General features: G+C 26.3%; 24 protein-coding genes. 5 read left to right on the top strand and 19 right to left on the bottom strand.

From position 1 onward, the window contains the following. Window positions 1-19: 19 nt before the first annotated feature. The 5 genes from Q0V24_RS12065 to Q0V24_RS12045 all read right to left on the bottom strand — a co-directional run bounded on the left by Q0V24_RS12065 (window position 20) and on the right by Q0V24_RS12045 (window position 1,888). Window positions 20-145 (bottom strand): hypothetical protein, encoded by a 126-nt coding sequence (locus Q0V24_RS12065; RefSeq protein ID WP_297521823.1) that lies wholly within the window; start codon window positions 143-145, stop codon window positions 20-22. 340 nt (window positions 146-485) lie between these two features. Further along, window positions 486-743, bottom strand: coding sequence for a hypothetical protein (locus tag Q0V24_RS12060; RefSeq protein WP_297521821.1), 258 nt, complete (start codon window positions 741-743; stop codon window positions 486-488). A gap of 48 nt (window positions 744-791) precedes the next feature. Beyond that, window positions 792-950, bottom strand: coding sequence for a hypothetical protein (locus tag Q0V24_RS12055; RefSeq protein WP_297521820.1), 159 nt, complete (start codon window positions 948-950; stop codon window positions 792-794). Beyond that, entirely contained in the window at window positions 943-1,482 is a 540-nt protein-coding gene (locus Q0V24_RS12050; RefSeq protein WP_297521818.1) for a hypothetical protein, read from the bottom strand. The genes Q0V24_RS12055 and Q0V24_RS12050 overlap by 8 nt, the downstream gene beginning before the upstream one ends. 100 nt (window positions 1,483-1,582) lie before the next feature. After that, complete coding sequence (locus tag Q0V24_RS12045) at window positions 1,583-1,888, bottom strand: hypothetical protein (protein WP_297521816.1); 306 nt, start codon at window positions 1,886-1,888, stop codon at window positions 1,583-1,585. Between the two features lie 389 nt (window positions 1,889-2,277). Between Q0V24_RS12045 and Q0V24_RS12040 the strand changes: the two genes are divergently transcribed. Further along, a complete protein-coding gene (locus tag Q0V24_RS12040) occupies window positions 2,278-2,619 on the top strand; it encodes a hypothetical protein (RefSeq protein WP_297521814.1) in 342 nt (113 codons plus the stop codon). A gap of 50 nt (window positions 2,620-2,669) precedes the next feature. On the opposite strand, the gene hcp is transcribed toward Q0V24_RS12040, so the two are convergent. From hcp to Q0V24_RS12010, 6 genes are all read right to left on the bottom strand, one after another. After that, window positions 2,670-4,316, bottom strand: a complete 1,647-nt coding sequence (gene hcp, locus Q0V24_RS12035) for a hydroxylamine reductase (RefSeq protein ID WP_297521812.1) — start codon at window positions 4,314-4,316, stop codon at window positions 2,670-2,672. A gap of 155 nt (window positions 4,317-4,471) precedes the next feature. Beyond that, window positions 4,472-5,794: an ABC transporter substrate-binding protein gene (locus Q0V24_RS12030; RefSeq protein ID WP_297521810.1), complete on the bottom strand. Its 1,323-nt coding sequence runs from the start codon at window positions 5,792-5,794 to the stop codon at window positions 4,472-4,474. Next, window positions 5,795-8,437, bottom strand: coding sequence for an EAL domain-containing protein (locus Q0V24_RS12025; RefSeq protein ID WP_297521808.1), 2,643 nt, complete (start codon window positions 8,435-8,437; stop codon window positions 5,795-5,797). Between the two features lie 168 nt (window positions 8,438-8,605). Then, window positions 8,606-9,247: a hypothetical protein gene (locus tag Q0V24_RS12020; protein WP_297521806.1), complete on the bottom strand. Its 642-nt coding sequence runs from the start codon at window positions 9,245-9,247 to the stop codon at window positions 8,606-8,608. Between the two features lie 57 nt (window positions 9,248-9,304). Then, window positions 9,305-10,357 (bottom strand): polysaccharide pyruvyl transferase family protein, encoded by a 1,053-nt coding sequence (locus Q0V24_RS12015; RefSeq protein ID WP_297521804.1) that lies wholly within the window; start codon window positions 10,355-10,357, stop codon window positions 9,305-9,307. Between the two features lie 8 nt (window positions 10,358-10,365). Further along, entirely contained in the window at window positions 10,366-12,204 is a 1,839-nt protein-coding gene (locus Q0V24_RS12010) for a glycosyltransferase (RefSeq protein WP_297521802.1), read from the bottom strand. A 133-nt stretch (window positions 12,205-12,337) separates the two neighbouring features. Between Q0V24_RS12010 and Q0V24_RS12005 the strand changes: the two genes are divergently transcribed. Continuing rightward, the gene (locus Q0V24_RS12005; protein ID WP_297521800.1) at window positions 12,338-12,634 is read left to right on the top strand and encodes a hypothetical protein; all 297 of its coding nucleotides are present in this window, start codon (window positions 12,338-12,340) and stop codon (window positions 12,632-12,634) included. 8 nt (window positions 12,635-12,642) lie between these two features. Further along, entirely contained in the window at window positions 12,643-14,505 is a 1,863-nt protein-coding gene (locus Q0V24_RS12000; protein WP_297521798.1) for a glycosyltransferase, read from the top strand. Window positions 14,506-14,533: 28 nt separating this feature from the next. Here Q0V24_RS12000 and Q0V24_RS11995 read toward each other — a convergent pair whose 3' ends face one another. Continuing rightward, entirely contained in the window at window positions 14,534-15,181 is a 648-nt protein-coding gene (locus Q0V24_RS11995) for a DUF975 family protein (protein ID WP_297521796.1), read from the bottom strand. A 288-nt stretch (window positions 15,182-15,469) separates the two neighbouring features. Here Q0V24_RS11995 and Q0V24_RS11990 point away from each other — a divergent pair, with 288 nt between their 5' ends. Then, on the top strand, window positions 15,470-17,362 hold the full coding sequence (locus Q0V24_RS11990; RefSeq protein ID WP_297521794.1) for an FUSC family protein: 1,893 nt from the start codon (window positions 15,470-15,472) through the stop codon (window positions 17,360-17,362). Window positions 17,363-17,458: 96 nt separating this feature from the next. Here Q0V24_RS11990 and Q0V24_RS11985 read toward each other — a convergent pair whose 3' ends face one another. The 7 genes from Q0V24_RS11985 to Q0V24_RS11955 form a co-directional block, all read right to left on the bottom strand. Beyond that, window positions 17,459-18,094, bottom strand: a complete 636-nt coding sequence (locus Q0V24_RS11985) for a peroxiredoxin-like family protein (protein ID WP_297521792.1) — start codon at window positions 18,092-18,094, stop codon at window positions 17,459-17,461. 103 nt (window positions 18,095-18,197) lie between these two features. Next, a complete protein-coding gene (locus Q0V24_RS11980; protein ID WP_297521790.1) occupies window positions 18,198-18,782 on the bottom strand; it encodes a TetR/AcrR family transcriptional regulator in 585 nt (194 codons plus the stop codon). Between the two features lie 99 nt (window positions 18,783-18,881). Then, window positions 18,882-19,976, bottom strand: a complete 1,095-nt coding sequence (locus Q0V24_RS11975) for an NADH-dependent flavin oxidoreductase (protein ID WP_297521788.1) — start codon at window positions 19,974-19,976, stop codon at window positions 18,882-18,884. A gap of 242 nt (window positions 19,977-20,218) precedes the next feature. After that, window positions 20,219-20,596, bottom strand: coding sequence for a helix-turn-helix domain-containing protein (locus Q0V24_RS11970; protein ID WP_297521786.1), 378 nt, complete (start codon window positions 20,594-20,596; stop codon window positions 20,219-20,221). A 165-nt stretch (window positions 20,597-20,761) separates the two neighbouring features. After that, window positions 20,762-21,394 (bottom strand): hypothetical protein, encoded by a 633-nt coding sequence (locus Q0V24_RS11965; protein ID WP_297521784.1) that lies wholly within the window; start codon window positions 21,392-21,394, stop codon window positions 20,762-20,764. Window positions 21,395-21,558: 164 nt separating this feature from the next. Beyond that, entirely contained in the window at window positions 21,559-21,849 is a 291-nt protein-coding gene (locus Q0V24_RS11960; RefSeq protein ID WP_297521782.1) for a DUF2085 domain-containing protein, read from the bottom strand. Window positions 21,850-21,973: 124 nt separating this feature from the next. Further along, on the bottom strand, window positions 21,974-22,276 hold the full coding sequence (locus tag Q0V24_RS11955) for a hypothetical protein (protein ID WP_297521780.1): 303 nt from the start codon (window positions 22,274-22,276) through the stop codon (window positions 21,974-21,976). A 189-nt stretch (window positions 22,277-22,465) separates the two neighbouring features. On the opposite strand from Q0V24_RS11955, the gene Q0V24_RS11950 reads away from it, so the two are divergent. Beyond that, on the top strand, window positions 22,466-22,915 hold a 450-nt coding region (locus Q0V24_RS11950), incomplete at its 3' end, for a hypothetical protein (protein ID WP_297521779.1).

Genomic DNA, 22,915 nt, shown 5'->3' with positions numbered 1-22,915 from the left:
CATATATCAAATTACTTATTTATCCGTAATATCTTTTAGCTCTTCTTTCACTTTCACAATAAACATCCCCCATTTTAGTATTTCCAAAAGTTTCACTCCTTTTGCATAACTTAGTTATATTCCTGATTTTTCTTAATATCAACATAATAAAAAAAGCTAAAGCCTTAAAACATCTTATAAATTCAACTATAAAATCAAATTCTATTATTTCATATAACTATTCAGTATATTCCTAACTTCCCTAGTAATTTTCCACCTTTAAATTTACTATTTCAATTTTTAGAAACTATACTATCTACAAAAAGAAGATTTATCAAAAACATAATACTCCAATTATACTTGATAAATCCGGAACTAAAATAGACCTATGGAAATGTTAAAACTCCACAGGTCTATTTTTAAAATTATATAGAGTTATCCCTTAATCAGTAAAAGACAAGCTAAAATTCTGAATGCAGGCTATTTTAAGAAAGACTTACTCTTCTTTATATTAAATTTTCTTTATAGTATAAATCTAAATTTTTTAATCTCATAAGCTCATTATTAACAGCACTTTTAAGTATAATTAATTCATTCATTAGCTTTTCAAGCTTTTTGTTCACCATAACATCAGAAAAAATATTATCAAACCAAACATCCATATCCATCAAAAGCCCACTTATAGAAAATTTAATTTTTTCATTTACTAAAAGTAAACTATTTTCATCTGCACTCTCTATATATTCTTTAAGTAAATACTTCACGCTATTTAATAGTTCTTTCACTTTATTAATTTTAGATTTTTTATGAAGTCAAACTAAAAAACCACCAGCAATTATATCTAAAATACCAACATTAATTGAACTTTTATTTTGTGAAATTAAACTGTCTAACTCAAATAATAACTTCTCACATTTATCTAATCTTTTATCATTATCTTCTTTTTGAATTAATAATTTATTCTTATTCATTAATTACTCCTTTTAAACTAATTTTCACCTCTTGTAATAATCTTATAAATATTTCTTTTTGCTCTATTTTATTTATACTATTAAACGGAACTATATAAGCTTCTGCTGGTGTTTTATATAAAAATGCATATTGCTCTGTTATTTGTATATCTTTTAAATCTTTTACTAAAAATATTTCCTCTTTTTCCTTAGTCGTTATTCTTATCTCTTGCTTGTCCATTTCAAAGACTCTTTCCCCTGTATAATTCATATCATCTTCACTCATAGTCTTTTTAATATGTTTAATCATAAACTTTTTCATAAGTGCCTTGTATCCAACAACCCATACAATAGCTATTCCTGTAAACAGATAATTCATCAGTGCTGATTTATAATCAAAAATCAAATTAGCTCCAAGTGGAACTGCTAAAAATATCAACGGTATCCCAAATCTTTGAACATTAATTGCAATTTTTAAAATCTTGCTGGTTTCAAAATGGTTTATATTAAAGTTTATGTAGTCCTCTATCTTTAAAAAATAATATAGCTTCAAAATTAATCACCCCTTAAATCAATTTTAAACTATATTTTCTTTTAAAAAACTAATAAAACTATTAAGATACAAAATCTTAATAGTTTATATAAAATATTATTTACTGTTGATTCCCATTGTTCCAACTTCCAGAGTTATATGTAGCTGAATTACTATTTATAATCTCACTATCATTATTATTTTGTTGTTGATTCGCAACATAACTTCCAGCATTATAATTTAATGATGATGCATTAGATGGATTTTCATTTTCTAATATCGAATTTTGTGAAGGCTGACCTTGTTCTAAGATTGAACTTATTTCACTTTTACCTTTATCAGAAAAACTCATAACTGCAACAACTGCCATAACTAAAAATATAATTACAAGAATTATCATGACTAAATCTATTTTTTTCTTCTCCATAATTTCACCTTATCTTTTCTAATTTATTATATATATCAATTTTATCTTATTTTTACTAATTCTTTTTGAAAAATTGGTTACAATCTAAAATAAATTTCCACATAAAAAAAGTTCCTAAAATAAATTAGGAACATCAAAAAATATTATAAGGTATTTACTTTAAGTATAGGTGTTAATTGGGGGACAAACACCTATACCTGAAGTGATTACAACATAGTGTTGAAATCATCTTACTATAAAAGTATTACCTAAAATTCAAAGTCTTATACATATAAGATAATTTTTTTTATTTTTGACGTATAAAAATAATTACGAATAAATAATTATTATCATTTAGCATAAAATATAGTATACTGTATAATAAGAGAAAATGATCGGAGGTACTTAAAATGACAGTACATATAAAAATAAATGAATTTGATGAAAAAGATTTGAAAAATGCTTATGATCTTGTAATGAAAAAAGAAAATACAGATGCCGCAAGAGGAATTCAATTTAAAAAGAAAATTAAAGAAGATGATAAATTTGATGCTTTAGTTGTAGTTGATCAAGTTGGCTATCATTATTATGTAGTTGATAGAGGTAATGGTCTTGAAGTATTTGACTATGATTTAGAAAATGAAAAAGTTCTTGATATTGCATATATTAGTAAAGAAACTAAACATGGTAGAAATCTTGTAGCTGATGCTATAAAAGGCTTCCACAAAATGTACTTTGATGCTATAAAATAATTTTAAAGCACCCTTTCATAATATAATGAAAGAGTGCTTTTTTTAATATTTTATTTTAATAGACAATTTTTCAAATCATCCTCTGGTGTCCCTATAGGCTTTATATCAAAATTATCAACTAAATATTGAAGAACATTTGGTGATAAAAATGCTGGAAGTGAAGGTCCAAGATAAATCCCTTTAATTCCAAGTGATAGTAAAGCTAATAAATCAGCTACTGCTTTTTGCTCATACCATGATAATATTATTGAAAGCGGTAATGAATTAACATCGGTATCAAAAGCATCAGCAAGCGCTGTCGCAATTCTAACTGCTGAATAGGCATCATTGCACTGCCCTATATCTAAAAGTCTTGGAAGTCCTGCAACAGTTCCAAATTCAAGTTTATTGAATCTATATTTACCACAAGCAAGTGTTAGTATAATACAATCCTTTGGAACCTTCTTTGCAAATTGTGTATAATAATCTCTACCTGGTTTTGCACCATCACATCCACCAATTACAAAGAAGTGTTTAATCTCACCTGCTTTTACAGCTTCAACTATTTTACCTGCATGGCTAAGTGTTGCTTTATGACCAAATCCAACTAAAATTTCTTTTACAGCCTCATCCTTTTCAAAGCCACCAAGTTCTAAAGCCCTATCTATCATTTCTGTAAAATCTTTATTTCCATTCTCATCAGCCTCAATATGCTTAATACCTTCCCAGCCAACAACACTTGTGCTATATATCCTGTCCTTATAACTCTCTCTTGGTTTCATAATACAATTTGTAGTCATAAGAATACATCCCTTTATACCATCAAACTCTTTTTGTTGATTTTGCCAAGCAGAACCAAAATTCCCAACAAGATTTTTATATTTTTTAAGTCCTTCATAACCATGTGCTGGAAGCATCTCTCCATGAGTATATATATTTACACCACGCTTTTCACTTTGCTCTAAAAGCATTTGTAAATCTTTTAAATCATGTCCTGATATTATAATAAATGGACCTTTTTTAATATTCACATTAACTTTTTGAGGTGTAGGATGCTTATAAGATTCTGTATTTGCATCATCTAAAATTTTCATAACATTAACTGATGTTTCTCCAGCCTTTATAGTAAGACTAATTAATTCTTCCATACTTAACTTTTCATCAGTTACAGCTTCTAAAGCAGTAAAATAAAATTTATCTATTTCTTCATTACTATATTTCAAAGCTCTTGCCTGATGTCCATATGCTGCTATACCTTTTAAACAATATATAATAGTTGATCTTAAAGATCTTATATCCTCATCAAGCTCTTTATCATACATTATTCCAGCTTTTTTTGCATCTACTAACATTTCTTCTTTTGTAAGTGGTAGTACATAGGTACCTTGTAATCTATAAAACTTATCCTCAGCTTTCTCTTTTAAAGTATTTTTTATTTCTTGAGATTTTTTAAGCATTTCAACATGGGAATCTAGATCAAAATTAACATTTGTAAGAGTAGCAAAAAGACTACTTTCAACAAATTTGACTGTGCACTCATCTATACTCCCATCATTATCTAATATATTTTTCGCATAAATGGCTATTCCTTTTAATTGATAAATTAAAAGATCTTGAAGATTCGCTATTTCTGGTTTTTTACCACAAACACCTACTTTAGTGCACCCCTTCCCCCCCATAGTTTGCTCACATTGATAACAAAACATTAAACTTTCCATAAATAATAACTCCTTTTTTTCAACTTAATAATACTAGTTTTTGTTTAAATGTTTAAAATTATTCTTAACTTAAAGAAAAAGTTAGATAATTTTTTTAAAACTATCTAACTTGATTTTATCTAATTACAGTTATAGTAACCTACTATATTATATTTTTATTCTTCCTTACCTATCTTACTTTCCTTCTTTAACAATTCTATTGTTTTACTAAATTTATTTTCAATTTGTGCTGATATATTTTGCATTATATGACTTGCTGTTAATCCTTCCTCTAATCCATCGTTAACTTCTTGGTCCCAAAGTGAAAAAGCATCTTTATCAAGTGGTGTCACTGAATATTCTTCTGTTTTTTCAAGAGAATTTTTATATACTTCTTGTTCATTTTGTCCACCTAAAAATTCATTAGGTTTATTAGCTTCATTTTGTTTTCTAAATGGTAAATATCCTGGCAAATTCCCTACACTATCAGCATCAACATGTTTAAAAGCAATATGTTCTATAAACTTCCATGCTACTTCTTTTTTTGTACTATTTCCAGCCATTGCCATAATAGATGCATTATTCCATCCATATAATCCAAAGGGTAATGATGTTACTCTCCATTTCCCCTTTTGTTCTGGTACCATATTAGCAAGGTCATTACTTCCCCATGACCCAAGATATAACATAGCAAGTTTATCTTCTTTTAACGCTTTCATACCAGCTTCCATCCAAATATCTGCATGTGCTCCAAGTCCAAATTCTTGTGCTTTTATAGCTATATCTATCGCCTCTTCAAAATCTTTATCATTTCTTTGATACTCAAGATTTTCATTAAAATATGGCATATTAGAACTTGATATTCTAACAAGCTCTGCATACCACTGAACTATTGATATTCCATCTTTTTTTAAAGTTTTACCTATTTCAAACCAATTTTCTTTATCTTTCATAAATTCTGCAAGTTCTTCTGGTTCTCCTGGAAATCCATATTTCTCCATAATATCTTTTCTATAGTAAGTCACAATTGGTGCACTTGCAATTGGAATTCCTAAAAGTTCTCTTTTATCTAATGATTTTCCAAGTTCCCAAAGCTCTTTATCAAAATCTTTTTCATACGACCTAGCATTATATTCTGTTTTAAGGAGATTCTCCAAACCATTTATACTATTAAAATTACCATAATCGTTACTATCTATAATAAATAAATCTGCTTCCCCATTTTCTAACATAAGTGATTTTTTATATTCTTTTTCGTATTCTATATGCTCAAAAACTTTTAAATTTACTTTCACATTAGGATTTTCCTTCTCAAAACTAGATATAACATTTTCCATACCACCATAATGTGACCATAAATTTAATTCTATTTGTTTTCCATCTATTGATGATTCCTTCTCTTTAACGATTTCCATTTCTACTTTATTTCCACACCCAGTAAATATAGTAGCTGTACATATTGAGACTACTACCCCTTTTAATAACTTATTTATTCCCATTTATTTTCCCCTTTTATCTATGAATTTTTTAAGTTCATCAATTGCTATAGGTCTTTTAAATAAATACCCTTGTAACTGATCACATTTAAATTTTTGTAAAAATTCTTTTTCCTCAATAGTTTCAACGCCTTCTGCAACAACATTCAAATCTAATTTATGTGCTAGTTCAATCATACTTTTTACAATACTTGCCTTTCTAGGCTCTTTATTTATATTTTGTACAAATGCTCTATCAATTTTAACCTCATTAATTGGAAGTTTCATAAGTTGATTGAATGAGGAATATCCTGTACCAAAATCATCAATTGATATTGATACTCCTATTTTATTTAAATTTCTTATTATCTTTTCAACAATCTGGAAATTCTCAATAAGAACACCCTCTGTAATTTCAACTATTAAATATTTTGCTTCTAATCCTGAAATTTCTAATGCATCTATTATTATTTTTTCTATTTCTTCTGTTGCAAAATGTTTTGCTGAAATATTTACAGCTATTGGTATCTTTTCATACCCTGCATCTTGAAGTTTTTTATTTTGTTTGCATACATTTACTATTACCCATTTATCAATTTTAAAAATCAAATCTGATTCTTCTGCTATTGATATAAATTTATCTGGTGACACTACTCCTAGCTTCTCACTTGACCATCTTATAAGAGCTTCTAGACTAGCAATTTCCTCTGTTTCTGATGAATATTTAGGTTGATAGTATAATGTAAACTCACCTTTTTCTAATGCATTAAATATTTCTTTTTCTATTACTAATTTCTCTAATACAAATTCTCTTATTTCTGAATCAAATAACTGTATACGTCCACTCTCACTATCTTTTGCTTTATACATTGATATATCAGCATACTGAAGTATTGAATTTATATTTTTGGAATCATCTGGATATATACTAGCACCTACACTACATGAAATACTAAGAACTAAATCATCTAGTATATAGTTCTCTTCAAATTTCAAAAGTATTTTTGCCCCTATCTCTTCAATTTCACTTTTGCTATCTACTTTAGCTAAGATAACAAATTCATCTCCCCCTAGTCTAAACACCTCTATTTTTTCATTTTTCAGTGTATTTAGTCTTCTTGCTACCTCTTTTAAAAGTTTGTCCCCTGTATCATGTCCTAATGAATCATTTATCACTTTAAACCTATTTAGGTCTAAAAAGATAATTCCTGCTTTCTTACTATTATCTAGTTTTTCTACTAGCTCATCTAATGTTTTTCTAAAGAAAAGTCTATTTGGAAGATTTGTAAGCGTATCATAATATGCTAGCTCATATAACATCTCTTCCGAATTTTTAAGTTCTTTAAAACTCTGTTTTAATTCATTTATCATTTTTTTAATATTATCAACTAAATACCTTATTTCTAAAATATCTGTAAAAGGCCACTCACTTATATTTTCATCATTTAAAAAACTTTTATAATTTTCTGTATTAATAGCTAATTTAGTTAAATCATTAAATATAACTTTGTTTAGAACCATTACTATAAATCCTATAAAAAATACAAAAAGCATTAAAAATTCAAATTGACTGCTATACTCTTGCAATATACTATCCTTATACGTACTTATTGGAACTTCTATATTAACTAAAAGTCCTGTTCCTTCTATTTCCTTTTTAAATAAGAAAAAACCATCCATCCAATTAGTTTCTATTATTTTCGAATTGGAAACAGGTACCATTTTAGACAAATCTCCATTATATACCTCTATATTTTCATAATCACTAAAATCACCAATACCTCTGTCATAATTCTTAACAGTTAATATTTCTATTCCAGTATTATTAATCACACTTATATTAAAATCTTTGTTTTTAGAATATTCTTTTATAAAGTCTTCTAATTTAAGAGATTCAACTATCCCTAGAAGCTGGAGATTAACTATTTTTTCACCACCCCAAGTTCTTACTTCATCCGATATATGATTAAAAGTATCTGAGGAGTAAGTATAAACATTATTTGAGATATACTCATTTGTCTTTAAAATATCAGTAAATATATTAAGCATGAATGGTATTAATATAGCTGCTGTTATTATGTGTAAAATTATATGTCTAAATGTTATTGATATATTTTTCTTTAAAATACATTTTTTTATAATATAAATATAGATAACCTCTGCTATATAAATATTAAAGATACAATTGATAACTATAAAAATCATATCAAATAAGTAATACCCATTAAACTCTGTATTACTTGCAACTAAATACATAATTGTAAGTACTGGTATTCCTATAAGTCCCCAAAAAATTACCCCTGCTATTATCACACTTAATTTCTGATATTTTTTACTTAAAATATTGATTGTTATTATCTCTATTATATGAATTAGAAATATATATTTTTCACCTAACAAAAATATATTAAATACCCCGGTAATTGCTATTACTATAATTGTTTTTTTCTGTCCAAACATAAGAAAAATTAACATAAAAAATACACTAGTTAAATCAAAAGTTATTCCAAATACAAGTTCTATTTTAAACATACTACCTATCATAGCAATTATAAAGAGCACAATTAAAACTTTTATATCTATAATATCTTCTTGTTTACTACTATTATTGTACCAATTTTCCCATTTTTTCTTTTGGAACATACCATTAAAATGTTCTACTCTCACAAGTCATTGTTCCTCCTAAATCTCAAAAATTTCCTTTAAAATTCAAATCTCATATTATTATCGAGTTTTCTCTATAGTTTTTTAATAGCTAAAAGTAAAATAATTCTTTTTTTTAAGGAAATCCAAAAAAAAGACAGGAAAATCCTGCCTTAATATCACTTTTTAATACTATATTATTTGTATAATTGACAAACATCCTGATATATCAAACGAACATTCTGATGATACTATCAAAAAGTCTAAATATAAACATTCTTCCATTGCATCAATTAAAAATGTTCCTGTTGCACTTACACATAAACTATAAAGATTATTTACAGCCGTTGTTGAGCATTCTCTCTTTGTACATCCATTGAGTCTTGGATATATACTTATAGCTCCCTCATCACTCAAACAAGCTTTGATATTATAAGAAATTTGATATATCCCCTTATCTTCTAAGGTGACTATTGTATCTGTTAATTGTTTTATTCTATTTCCACTGAAAAATTCTGCTTCAAACATTATTATACTTTCGCCTGCAGCCTTAGTTGTACTAACTATTCCTTGATATGCAGAAACTATATTACAACATTGATTTTCATATTGAATTTGTTTTTCACATTCTATATAATCAATCTTTTTTTTACTTGTGACTATTTCTACTTCATTTATACTATTTTCTATAATAACCTGTGGTTCCTTATTGTAATTTATATTATTTTCCACTTTAACTTTTGAATCTTTATTATAATTTTCATTATTCCTATTTATACGTTGCGAAGCTTTATTCCAATATTTATAATTTCCCTTAGCATTATTATCATTCATATTTTACCTCTTTTGAATTATTAATTTTATCAATTTATACTTCTTATTGGTTTCCATTTAAATTAAATTATCTAAAGATTTCCTTAATTTCTCTTTATAAATATTTACTTTGTTTTCTAATTCTTTTTCTACTTTTTCACCATTTGATTTTAAATATTTAATTTTTCTACTTACATCCTCATATATATTTTCACTTCCTGTTGATACAAGTAGTCTTTCTTGATTTAAGGACTTTACAAAATCATAACACTTTAGTCTATATCCTAGACAAACAAATGGGACACTAGCTGCTGCTGATATAACATTTGCATGTAATTTGAAATTTATTGTAAAAACACAATTTTTTATTATAGTAAGAAGCTCATGACCTTTTCTGTTTTCCATATCTAAAATCACATTTTTTGTTTCCTCTATGCTATTATAAAAATATAAAATTCTATCTAAATCATTTGGCCACATACTATATAAATATATTTTATATCCTGATGAAATCAAATCATTCGCTACCCTTAAAAGAGCCTCAAATACTCTTTCCTCATTTCCACCATACACTTTATTAAACATAGTGCCAACATTTATACCTACATATTTATCTTCTTTTTTAAAAGTATATGGATTATTGAATTTTTCTTCTTCTAATAAAAGTCCTGGATCACCTGATAGAATAATATTACTTATATCTAAATTAGATTTTTTTAATATTCTATGCGTTATTGGTCCTCTTACTCCAAAAAAATTAGCTTTTTTAGCTATTTCATCTAGTTTTTCTTCTATTAAATCTGAATATATATATGCAAATTCTGATTTAATAATCATTTGACAGAATTCCTCTTCAAATATATCATCATATCCTGAACCCCAAATAATAATTTTTTTATCTTGTTCTAAAGCTCTATATATTACATTTATGAAACCTTCTGAAAGTATTGAGCCCCCTCCAAGGCATACTACATCATACCCCTTAAAGTTATCAAAATTTTCACTACACATTGTTGCTTTTATGATACAATCTGACCCTAATTTTTCTTTTGCAAGTTTTTTAAAATTTTCTAACATAAGTTCATCACCAATGTTTTTATATCCTACCCATCCTATATATAAAATTTTCATAAAATCACCTACTCTAACGCTTCTAAATATAAATCAATTAATTTTTTAGTAATATTTTTAATTTCAAAAATATCTATACTTTTATTAAAGATATTTTCAGGACAACAGCAACTACTTCCTTTTTCACTTATTTTTTTCATATCTTCATAAAGATACATTGCATTGTTAGGTTTTATTGAATTATGATCCCCAAAATACATATTCCAAGCCTCATCAAAATTCTTTTCATTTACAATTCCGAAATATCCATTATTCCCAGTTGCTATAACTGGTTTTTTAGCTGCCATTGCCTCTATTGCAACTCTCCCCGTCCCAATAACAATATCACTTGCACTATAATATTTAGGTATATCAGTTTGACCACCAGTAAAATGTATTATCTCTTTTCCTATCGTATTATTAGCTCTATCACCAACTTTTTTAAGCTCTTCAAATCCAGGGCCATCACCTACTATAAGTCCATGTATTTCTTTATTTTCTTTTCTAGTTAAATCTCTACATACCCTTATAAGATTTTCACATGTCTTTATTTTTCCCCATGCCATTCTACTACAGTACATTGCAACATAATCACTTTCTTTAAGTCCATTATTTTTTCTAATTTCAATTCCTTTTTCATCATAACTAAAATCAGAATAACTTATTCCATTAGGTATTATGCTAGACTGCACTCCAAATGTTGAAAGCCATTTGAAAACTGGAATACTTACACTTATAACTTTATTACAGGTTTTAAGCATTGTTGAAACTATATCATGGTAATACATTCCATGTATTGTAAATATCATTGGTATATTCTTATCTTTAGCTGCTTCCATAACTAAACTTCCAGATGGTGATTGATGTAAATGTACAATATTGGTTTGTTCTATCTCTAATATTTTTTTAATACTCTGTTTATATGAATTTATAGTAGCAGTATCTCTAACTATAGTTGTAGGCATTTTCATATTATATATTTTACAATTTAAATTTCTAAACTCACATTCAAGTTCTCCATTTTCTGCAAGAATACTAACTTTAACCCCTTGCTTTATTAATTCTTTTGCAAGGCATAGTACATGTGTTTCTGTTCCACCAATATTCAATTGATCTAATACTAATAAAACACTAAGCTTATCTTTTGTAATTTTACTCTTATTAATTTTTTCAGAATAAAATTCTCTAGATCTTTGCTTATCATGTTCACGATAATAATATAGGCCTTCTTTTATATTATCTATTCCATACCCTATCAATTTAGCTAAAAATTCATAATCTTCTGCTCCATCAATCTTTCTCGTAAGTCCACCTACTTTATCAAACATCTCACCTTTAATCATTAATGTTCCGTATGAAACTGGACTTTTCCCCTCATAAAAGCTTTTATTTATATTTTCCTTTCCATATACAATATAGTCTGACAATTTTGCTGACTCTATATTATTTTGAAAAGTATAATAATTAGTTCCTATTGCTTTTATCCCTTGATTTTCTTTTAAATACTTAACTTGCTTTGTTAATCTTTCTTTAGCAGAGATGTCATCACCATCTTGCATTGCTAAATATTCTCCTCTTGCTAAAAATAAGCCTGTTGTCACAGCCCCAGAAAACCCTATGTTCTTAGGTAATTTTAAAAATACTAATTTTCCCTTATCAAATACTTTTTTCCCTTTTGTATTAACCCACCTTTCTATAACTTCTGAACTTTTATCAGTTGAACAATCATCTATAATTATTAACTCTACATTTTGATAAGTTTGATTAATTAAGGAATCCAAACAATCAATTATATATTCTTCATTATTATAATTAGAAACAACAATACTCACTAATTCATCTTCTCTTCGCCTTGTCACTCGCCTCATTCCTTTTTTGTAATATTAGAACTACTATCAATATATGTTTTTTTATTTTTTTTATATGCCTTTTAGAATAGTTTTTAATACATTAAGAATAGAATATAAAATAATCAATTTGACTAAGAGGTGATATTTATTTATGAACAAATTTTCAACAGGGATTCTAACTAGACCAACTGATGCAACAAAACTTGTAATATCCTACAAAAATAATACAGCGCGCCTAAGATTTCGAAGTATATATATATATAATTGGGATTCTAAATCACCTATATTGTTTCATTCTAATAATCACTTTATTGTGCCTAATGGAACTTGCATTGTAGAAATCCCCTTAATATCTTCTGATTATGGTGAGAACTGCAGTGTTACTGACTATGAAGTTATTTATGAGCCTGTCGACCAAGATATTTTAATAAAGCTTTCTATTGAATAAATTTTATAATGCATAAAATTAGCTTAATAATTATAAATTTTAGGTCTGACTATTTAAGTGAAACATATAAAAGTGTAAAATCCCAAAGTTTAAATCTTTGGGATGCTTTTATTTTAAGTACAGCAGAAATAACTAATCAAGATATACTATCCGATTCTAAGATTCAAATAATTTATATTAAAAATAAAAACTTTATTTTTAAAAATATCTTAAACATAATTCAAATTTCAACTGGAGATTTCTTATCCATCATAACTAGTGGTGATATACTTCATAAAAAAAGACTTGAGCTTCAATCAGAATTTATAATAACTAATTCTTTAAATATTTCTTCTTGTTTAGAAACTCAGATAACCAACCCAGACTCTGAAGTTATTCAAAATCAATTTATAACTTCCCAATATATTGACTATTCTTGTAAATCTGGGTTTATTCCTATTAATATTTATACGCTTATGTTTAAAAAAACTTTTCTCTTTAAAATTTATAAAATACTTTTAAAATCTTCTATAAAATCAGAACTTGATCTTGTTCTTCTTCTACTTAAATATACTAAAATCGAAAAAATCCCACTAATTCTTCATTACTTTAAAACTAATATAATTCCTTATACTGAAAACTTACATTTAGATAATAACTTTTCAAGCTCTAATCCAATTAATTTTTTTATTGAAAATAAATTTATTGAAAATAGAAACTTTCTTATAAGGTCACTTGATAAATATACAAATGGATTATCTTATAGGACTACTTATAACTTTAATGTTTTAGTAGTTTTAAGTAACCTTAGACTTGGTGGAACTGAAACCTATATTCTAGAAATGATTAAATCTTTTAAAAAGCTTGGTATAAATACTTTAGTACTCACAAAAGGTGGTCTTTTAGAAGATATTTTCTTGCTAAATAATATTAAAATATTAAAATCTAAATTGTGGTTTAAAAAAGAGTTTTTCAAGGATGAAGTTCTAAAAATTATAGATAAATTTAATATAAATTTAATTCACTGCCATATGCCCTATGAAATTGAATTGTGTGAAACTCTAAATAAAAAAATAACAATACCAATTTTTGCTACGCTCCATGGTACTTACTATAAAAAAAATCTAATTACAAAAGCTAAAAAATATATTGATACTTTTATAGTTGTTAGTAGTATTGTAAATGACTTTTATTTTACTACTCTAGAAAGTCCAAATATTAAAATTGTTCCAAACTCTATAAATTTCAAAAAAGATTTATCTGTTTATAAACTAAATAAAGATTCTGATTATAAAGAAATTTTTAGCACTAATAAAAAAGTTATTTTATATTGTAGTAGACTTTCCTCTAATAAAGGAAAACTTGCTATTAAATTTCTTAAAACTTTTGATATACTTCAAAAGAACTATCCTAATATCATTGCAATTATTGCTGGAGATGGAAATTATAGATCTGAAATAGAAAAATTAGCTTTATCAATCAATAACACTACTAGCTCAAAAGAAAAAAAAGTTTTTGTTATTGGCTCTGTTTTTGACATAAAAAGTTTATGCTATAACTCATGGTTGACTATTGGTACTGGCAGAGTTGCACTTGAATCACTCTGTGTAAAAACTCCCGTGATTACTCTTGGACTTTCAACTATACCTAATATTGTATCTACTAGCACAGTTAATACCCTAATTAAAACTAATTTTGGGGATCACACACATAATCTTAAGCAGTCCAATGATTTATATGACCCTAAACTAACTAACTTAATAAAAAAACTTCTTGATAACCCTAGAGAGTATGATAAAAATAAAAAAAATTTTCTTAATAAACCTTTAAATATTTTAGATATATCTAACAGTTCCGCTATTATTGCAAATCTATATAAAAATAAAAGCTAGTAGATTAAATCCACTAGCTTCTATCTATTTAAAATTGTCTATTTTCGTAACCACCTTGATAATTCTTCTTTTCATAATCAAGTTGTAACTCACGATAATAATTGGCAAAAGTAGTTAATATATATGGTCCTATAAATATAGTTCCAAGCCCACCTGTAATTGTTATTAATATTCCCCAAAGAACAAAACTCCACTCAAGTATAAATAACTCCCACTTATGCCCCTTCATAATATTTCTACTCTCATCTAAAGCTTCAAATATAGTGCAATCTTTTGTACACATTATAAAAATTGACTGACTAAACATTAAACCCCATATAATCCCTGGGATAATAAATAATACAGTCCCTACTGACACAATAATACTAAGTACAATTCCAAGCCCTATAATTTTTATGTATTTACTAAATCCACTTGAGATAAAGCACATAAAACTACATATATGTAATTTCCCCTGTGTAATTCTGATTGCTGTAAAAAACAATCCAAACTGTATTGGAACTAAGACTAATAATGTTAATATTGAGCTAGTTAAACTTAAGTTTTCAACTGTTTTTAGACCACCTATAATTGCTACTAAGACTGCATATATCGCAAAGTTTATTACAAAAGTCCAATAATTCCCTTCTTTTAGCTGCCTTTTAGCTAAATTTTTCAACTCTATTCTTGTTGGCATAAAAAAACCTCTCCTTTTATTAAATAATAATTATTATTTAATAATATTTACCTTAGTATATCACACAACTTTTCTAAGAATAAATTTAAAATACAATTTTATTATCTATTTGTATATATCTACACATAATTAATAATAAATAAGCTAAATATTAATTATTCTATTATTTTTATTCATTTAAAATTCACATTTCAATTTTTATATTTTTATATTTAATTTGATTAATAAAGAATTATCATGATATACTCCTCAATGCTTTTTCTTCAAATTTAACAAGTAGGTGAACAAATGAAAAAACTAATAATAAATAATACAATACTATTTATCTTTATTATGGCTTATATATTTAGCTTCAAATTTGTTTTTGGAGATATAAATATTCTTATAGCTGTAATGTCTATAACAGGACTTTTAATGTATCTTGGTCGTGATTTAACTGGTGATATAAAAAGAAACTCTATTGGAATAATTGGATTTTATATATTAATTGGTATTAGCTCATTTATATCTGCAAGTCATATATGGATTGCTATACCTTTAAATTTTTTAGTAGTATTTTTAATAAGCTACTCTTTTGGACATGTCCTAAAATCGCCAATGTATATACCATTTACATTACTTTATTTATTTCTACTAGCATACCCAGTAACTATTAGCGCTATGCCCCTAAGACTACTTGCACTAATTATTGGAGCTATTAGTATAATACTTCCTCAGTTCTTAATAAATAAAAATAAAATTGAGAAATCAGGAACTAAAATTTTTTCTAATCTAATAGATTTACTTTCTAATAAAGTTATATTATTAGAAGATGGACAAGCTACTACTGAGATAAATTCTAATATAGAAAAGCTATGCTTAACTCTAAAAAATATAATATATGACAAAAAATCAAAACATTTTTATATTACTTCAAATGGACAACATAGATTAGATTTACTAGTTGCCATAGAAAAAATAAACTTACTTTTAGATAAATCTTCTGTTAAAACTAATATAGAATTGATTATTCATGTAAAGTCTGTGATAAAAATACTAAAACTTTCTATTGAAAAATATGAAAAAGAAAACTTTGATTTATATATCGAATCCTTAAAAACTACTTATGCAGATTCCATAAATATTGATAATCTTCAATTTTTATCTGCTGTAATACTTTTAAATGATTCACTTGATTTAATAAATAAACCACATATTATAAAACAAACTCCAAATATCATTAAAAATGATATATATGGACTTAAAAACATAAAATTTAATTCTATAAAACTTACATATTCAATAAGAGTAGCACTTGCTGTTTCTATTGCTTGTTTCATAATGCAATACTTTGATTTATATCAAGGAAGATGGATAATGTATACTGTTGTATCACTTACAAGCCCGATTCTTGAAATGACTAAATCAAAAACTAAAGATAGAATAATCGCTACAATAATAGGTGCTATTCTTATTGCTATAATTTTCTCCTTAGTTAAAAACATGACTATTAGAGGGATTTTAGTTATTATTGCTGGATATGCTAATATGTACTGTATAACTTATAGACAGAAAATGATAAGTGTAACTTCATCTGCAATTGGCGCTGCTATTTTAATTGGAGGTCCAATTTCAGGATTTTCAAGTATATCTAGCTCACCACTTATACTTAGCTTAGAAAGGGTTGTTCTTATTTTGATAGGAGCTGGAATTGCTCTTTTAATAAATTCATTTTTATTTAAATATGACTCTATTAAAGCAAATGCAAACCTTACAGAAGTATCTGATAATCTTATAAAAGATTTAATTTCTAATTTAGATATTATATTAGAAAAAGATAAGCTTAATAATTATATAAACACTATTTATATTTTAATTTCTCAAATAGATTCAACTATTAAAAATAATATAGTTGTATCTACTAAACTCAATTTAGATAATAATTATCTTATTCGCCATAATTATAAGCTATCATTTATTACAACAGCTTATGAATTAAATAAGCTGCTAGATACCTATAATATAAGCACTACTGATAAAGAATATTTTGAAAAGGTAATTTTAAAACTTAAAAATAATGAATTTAATTCAAAAACTAAATTAAATTACTTAAAAGAAATTGATAACATAGATAAGAAATTAATCCTTATATCACTTATTGAACTTAATGATACATCAAGGAAAATTCTTAAAAATAACTAAAAACTATAAAAGGACTATATTTAATGAGTAAGAATAAAATCTTACCATATTAAATATAGTCCTTTTGCTATTTTACTTTTTTTAGATAAATTAATTTTATTTAAGTTCTTTTAATTTATCTAAAACAGTTTCTACATCTAATCTCTTTGTATAATCTGCATTAACAAATGATAATACTATCTTTCCATCTTTATCTATAATATATGTTGCTGGCATTGGTAATTCATGACTATCATCGCCATTACTTTTTTCAATATCAATTCCAAAACTCTTATAAATTCCTTCTACTTTCTCACTCACTTCAAAAACTATTTTAAAATCTTTTGCTACTTTACTTCCTTTATCACTTAAAATATCAAATGGAATTTTATCTGAAAAAGTTTCATCTGGAAGCTCTGGTGATATAGCTATAAATGTTGCTCCAAGTTCTTTTATCTTCTCAATAGCCCCACTATATTCCTGTAACTCTAAGTTACAATAAGGACACCACTTTCCTCTATAAAAATTAATAACAAGTGGTCCATTCTTTAAAACTGCTTCTGAAGTAAATTCTTTTCCATATGCATTTTTTAATATAAATTTTGGAGCTATATCTCCAACCTTTAAAGCATTTTCTTCAATACTAGTTGCTTTTAAATTCTTAGTAGCATCCATAAAAAGATTTTGTATTTCTTTTGGCATTTTCTCGCTTGATTTTTTTCCTAATTCCTCTAATTTTTCTGATAAATTCATCTTTAATTTCTCCTTTATTCTCTATATTTATTATTAGTATTTCCATTAATCTTTTTAATATCTATATGACCGGTCGTCATATGATTTATCTGAAATAAAAGTTCTATTTTAGTAGAACTTCATTTAGAACTCTATAAAAGTTATTAAGTGTTTCTTTTCTTCTTGTTGATTTTAGTCTTATAAGCGTACCCTGCCAAGTATTATATATTCCTTCTGCTAGAACATACTCGTCAATATTTGAATCTATTACTTTTAATACTTTAGCCTCTTTAATATTTATTGCTATTTTAGCTATTATTTTATCTTGAAGTTCTTCTGTGATTTTTCTTATTTCATCATTTACACCACTAACTTCTTGCGTAATTTTTCCAAGTAAACAACCCTTTTTAAAATCTTCTTCATCTAGTCCATTGATTAAAAAACTAAAAAATTCTTTAATTCTATTCAAAGGCTCAATATTTTTATCTTCTAAAATTTTGAATTGTTCCTCATTACTCTTTTCATAATAATAAATTAAAACCGCTTCTAAATAATCTTGTTTATTTAAAAAATAATTGTAAATAGAACCTTTAGGTATTCCTGCTGCATCTGCTAAATCCTTAACACCTGCACCATTATATCCCTTTTCAAATATAACTCCTATAGATTTTTCTATTATTTCTCTTTTTTTTATTGATTTCTTATCCATGTCTTAATTATATGACCAGTCGTCATATTTGTCAAATAATTTTAATCGATACATATTATATCGATTAAAATTACTCAATTTATTAAGTTTAAACAATTCTTACTTTACTTTAAACCAACCTTGAGAATTAACTAAAACATTCCCCATATTTGTTGGTATAAATTGTTCTCTAAAGTTTTCTTTATACACAGAATCCTCTGCTACCTGTCCATTCATAGTTTTACTTAGCCATTTTGCATCTGTAACAAGTGCATGACCAACAGCTAACATATCATAGCCAACTTTTTGTGCTTCTTCTATACTTTCTTTTGAAGAAATCATTCCTACTCCAATAAGTGGTTTTCTACCATTTATTTTTTCTATTAATTTTTCACCTATAATAACATTTTCATCAGCTATACTTGTTGCATTATAAACTCCAAGTGAAACACTTAAATAATCTAAGTCCTCATTTGAAAGTCTATCTACAAGTGCAAGAGTATCCTCTAATGATATCCCTGGAACTTCTCTTTCTTCTGGTGAGAATCTATATCCCACTATAAAATCTTTATTTGCAAGTTCTGCCTTAGCTTTGTTTGTAACTTTAAGAATCTCAAGCGGTAATCTCATTCTATTTTCAAGATTTCCACCCCACATGTCATCTCTTCTATTTGAGTTTGGTGAGAAGAATTGTTGAATTAAATATGTGTTTGCTCCATGTATTTCTACTCCATCAAATCCTGCTTTTATAGCTCTTTTAACTGTATTATAAAAACCATCTATAAATGCTAAGATTTCATCATTTGTTAAAGCTCTTGGCTCTGGCATATTTTCAACTGGTCCAAATAAGTTATACTTTGCTTTAACTGCTGAAGCACTTACAAGTTCATGCTCATTAGCATTCCCCATTCTTCCTGCATGGAATATCTGAAGAATAGCTTTAGCACCACCATCTTTTATTGAATCTGCAAGTTTTTTAAGAGATGGAATAAACTCATCACTTCCTGCAAAAAATTCATTATCAAATCCTTGACCATTTTTTTCAAAGAAAGTACATCCTGTAACAACCATACCAACTTCTTTTGATCTTTCATTATAATACTGTGCCTCTTCATCTGAAACTGTCAAATCTAAATTTGCTGACCAATCTGTCATTGGTGCCATTACAAATTTATTTTTAAGAGTTACTTTATTATTTAATTTAAATTCTTTCATTATTTTTACCTCTTTCGTCTTTTGTATATTTTCTATTTATATTAAATTACCTTTTGTTTTCTCTCTGTCTATGAATAAATTATATATCTTTTATGAAGTTTTAAGCAAGTACCGATATTTTTAGCCTATACCTACTAAAAGTAAAGTATTTAGTTTTTAAGCCATTTATTGCTATAAATACTTTTTATCTCACAAAAAAAGATACCAATCTTCTATTATTAGTATCTTCTAATTTCAAATTTTTATTCTTCTTCACAAGCTTTTAAACCTTTTTCTATATTAACTACTTTATAAATATCATTATATGTAAGTCCCCAATTTCTTAGTGAGTTCAAAACAGGTATAACAGTTTGTCCAACCTCTGTTAATGAATATTCAACTCTTGGTGGAACTTCCCTATATACTTCTCTATTTATAAGTTTATCCTCTTCAAGTTCTCTTAATTGTCTTGTAAGCATTCTCTCATTAATGCTTGGTATACACTTTTTAAGTTCTCCATATCTTAATACCTTTTTTTCACCTATATAATACATAATTATAGGCTTCCACTTTCCACCTATAATATCTAATGTAAGTTCAAAGTGGCAGTTATAGTTTTTTTCTAGTAATCTTTTACTCATCTTCTCTCCTTAGTTTGTAGACCGTTTTCTAAACTTTTTCTAACTTTGCTAGTAGTATATCAGAAAAATCGTATTTTGATAAATAAAAAAAGAGAAGCTTTTACACATCTCTTAAAAATATATTAACTCGTAATTAAAGTTTTTTCTATTTATCCCATTTACTTCTTAACCTACCAAACTCTCTTTCAATGATTTGTGTATAACTTTTTCCACCTCAAATTTTTTAAGCTTAAATACAAATTGAAGACAATACCCTAGACCTATTGCAGATATAAATGTTCCAAGACCTACACTTCCCCCTAAAATAAATCCTAAAGTTAAGACAGTAACTTCTATAAGTCCTCTTATAACTTTAATTTGCATATTAAACTTTTTGCTAAGTGCTATCATGACTCCATCTCTTGGTCCACAGCCAAGCCCACACCCTATATAAAGATAACATCCAAATCCCATAGTAAGCATTCCTATTATCATCATAATACTACCTGTTAAAATATTCGTAGACTTTGGAATTATATCTATATATATAATAAAATCTATAATAGGCCCTATTATAATCATATTTAACACAGTCCCAAGTCCAAGTTTTTGCCCAAGAATTGCTCCAACACCCAAAAGTAAAATACTAACTAGAACACTTGCCGTCCCAAGAGTAATTCCTATATTCTCTGAAACCCCTTGATGAAAAACATCCCAAGGTGATAATCCTAAACCTGAATTAAGCATAAAAACCGTTGAACTTGCACATAAAATAAATCCACCCATTAACCTTAAAAATACTTTTTTTAAATCTTTCATATTTTATCCCCCTATTTCCTCTAATAAGTATAGACCTATTAATAAGTATTTTATATGCTTTATCATAATTTAACTCTTCATTCACTTTTTTCTAACTTCTAGTTAATATTTAAAACAAAAAAACTTTTATAGCTATTATCCTAACTATAAAAGTTTCTTACTATTTATAAACTGAAAAAAATATCAAAAATTAAAATCATTACAGAATATAACCCTATAGAAATTCCACATCCTGATATAAAACCTGTTATCGTTCTAAGATAATTATTACTTTTTCTCACTTTCCTAAGCTGAGTATATCCATCAAGAAACATTGGAACTTGCATAAGTAAGGTATTAATAGCTCCTCCTATAATACTGATTTCCAATTCAATTATTGGATAAAATAAAATCATCATCACACCTAAAAGAATACTAACACACCTGCTACAGATTCTATATTCACTATTTTGCATAAATTTATAACAACGTTCTTTTTTTTATGGCAAGGAAATATATCTTTTTTGATTAGAAATCCTATAGATATTAAATTCAGTAGTGCTATCACTCCACAAAATATTATAAACTGCTTCTTGTCCATTAATCGCACCAATCAAATATATTAAATATATCTAAACCATCAACTCCATCACAATCAATACATTCTAAAGCATCACAACCACATTCTCCTAAAACACCTAATTTACTTCCCTCTTTAGACTTTTTCTTAATTCCATTTTTTCTTTTTTCATATATTCGTCCTGTGATAACCATTAATAATATAAATATAGCTATTGAAAGAGCTAATGCTAAATACATCTTATCCTTACCCAGCATAGACATACTTCCTACAAAGGATAATATAGTAACTAAAATATTAAAACCAATAATTAAATAAATCATACTTTCCCCCATCTGCAAATCTTTCTATCAAATTACATTTTACTAATTATACCATTATCCATAAATTTTAGTATATTATATATTCAATCTTTAAAGATGTTTTACATTTGTCATAATTTGAGAGTATATTGAATTTATATAGCATTTAATTCCAAGATTATAAATAACTAAAAGAAAGGATGAAAGAAAATGTATGCAACTAAAAAAACATATATAACACTCGCTATAATAGCTATCATAGGTCTAGCCTTAGCTGGTATATTATCTTTTTCATTAAAACAACCTTATGCAAAAAAAACTTATGTACCACTTTATTCCTCAAATGATATCAATATAAGCACTTATAAAACTAATATTGGAAATACAACTGTAACTGGTGAAAATTCAATTTTAATACAAGATTATTTAAATACTGTTTTAAGAAACAACTTTTCTAATTTAGGTGTTAAAGTAGATTATAAAAAAGAACCAAGTATAGATTCACTTAATAAAATTTTTAATGATAAGCAATTACTAGATTCTATTAATCTTGATATTTACTCTAAAATTTATACAATAATTCAAAATAATCCAAATCAAATAGAGAATGTAAAAATTATAAATAGTTTAATTAGTAATGGTTTTAAACTTTCACCTTTA

This window comes from uncultured Clostridium sp. (genome assembly GCF_947039605.1).
Lineage (GTDB): Bacteria > Bacillota > Clostridia > Clostridiales > Clostridiaceae > Sarcina.
This window is presented reverse-complemented; position numbering and strand designations above follow the sequence as displayed.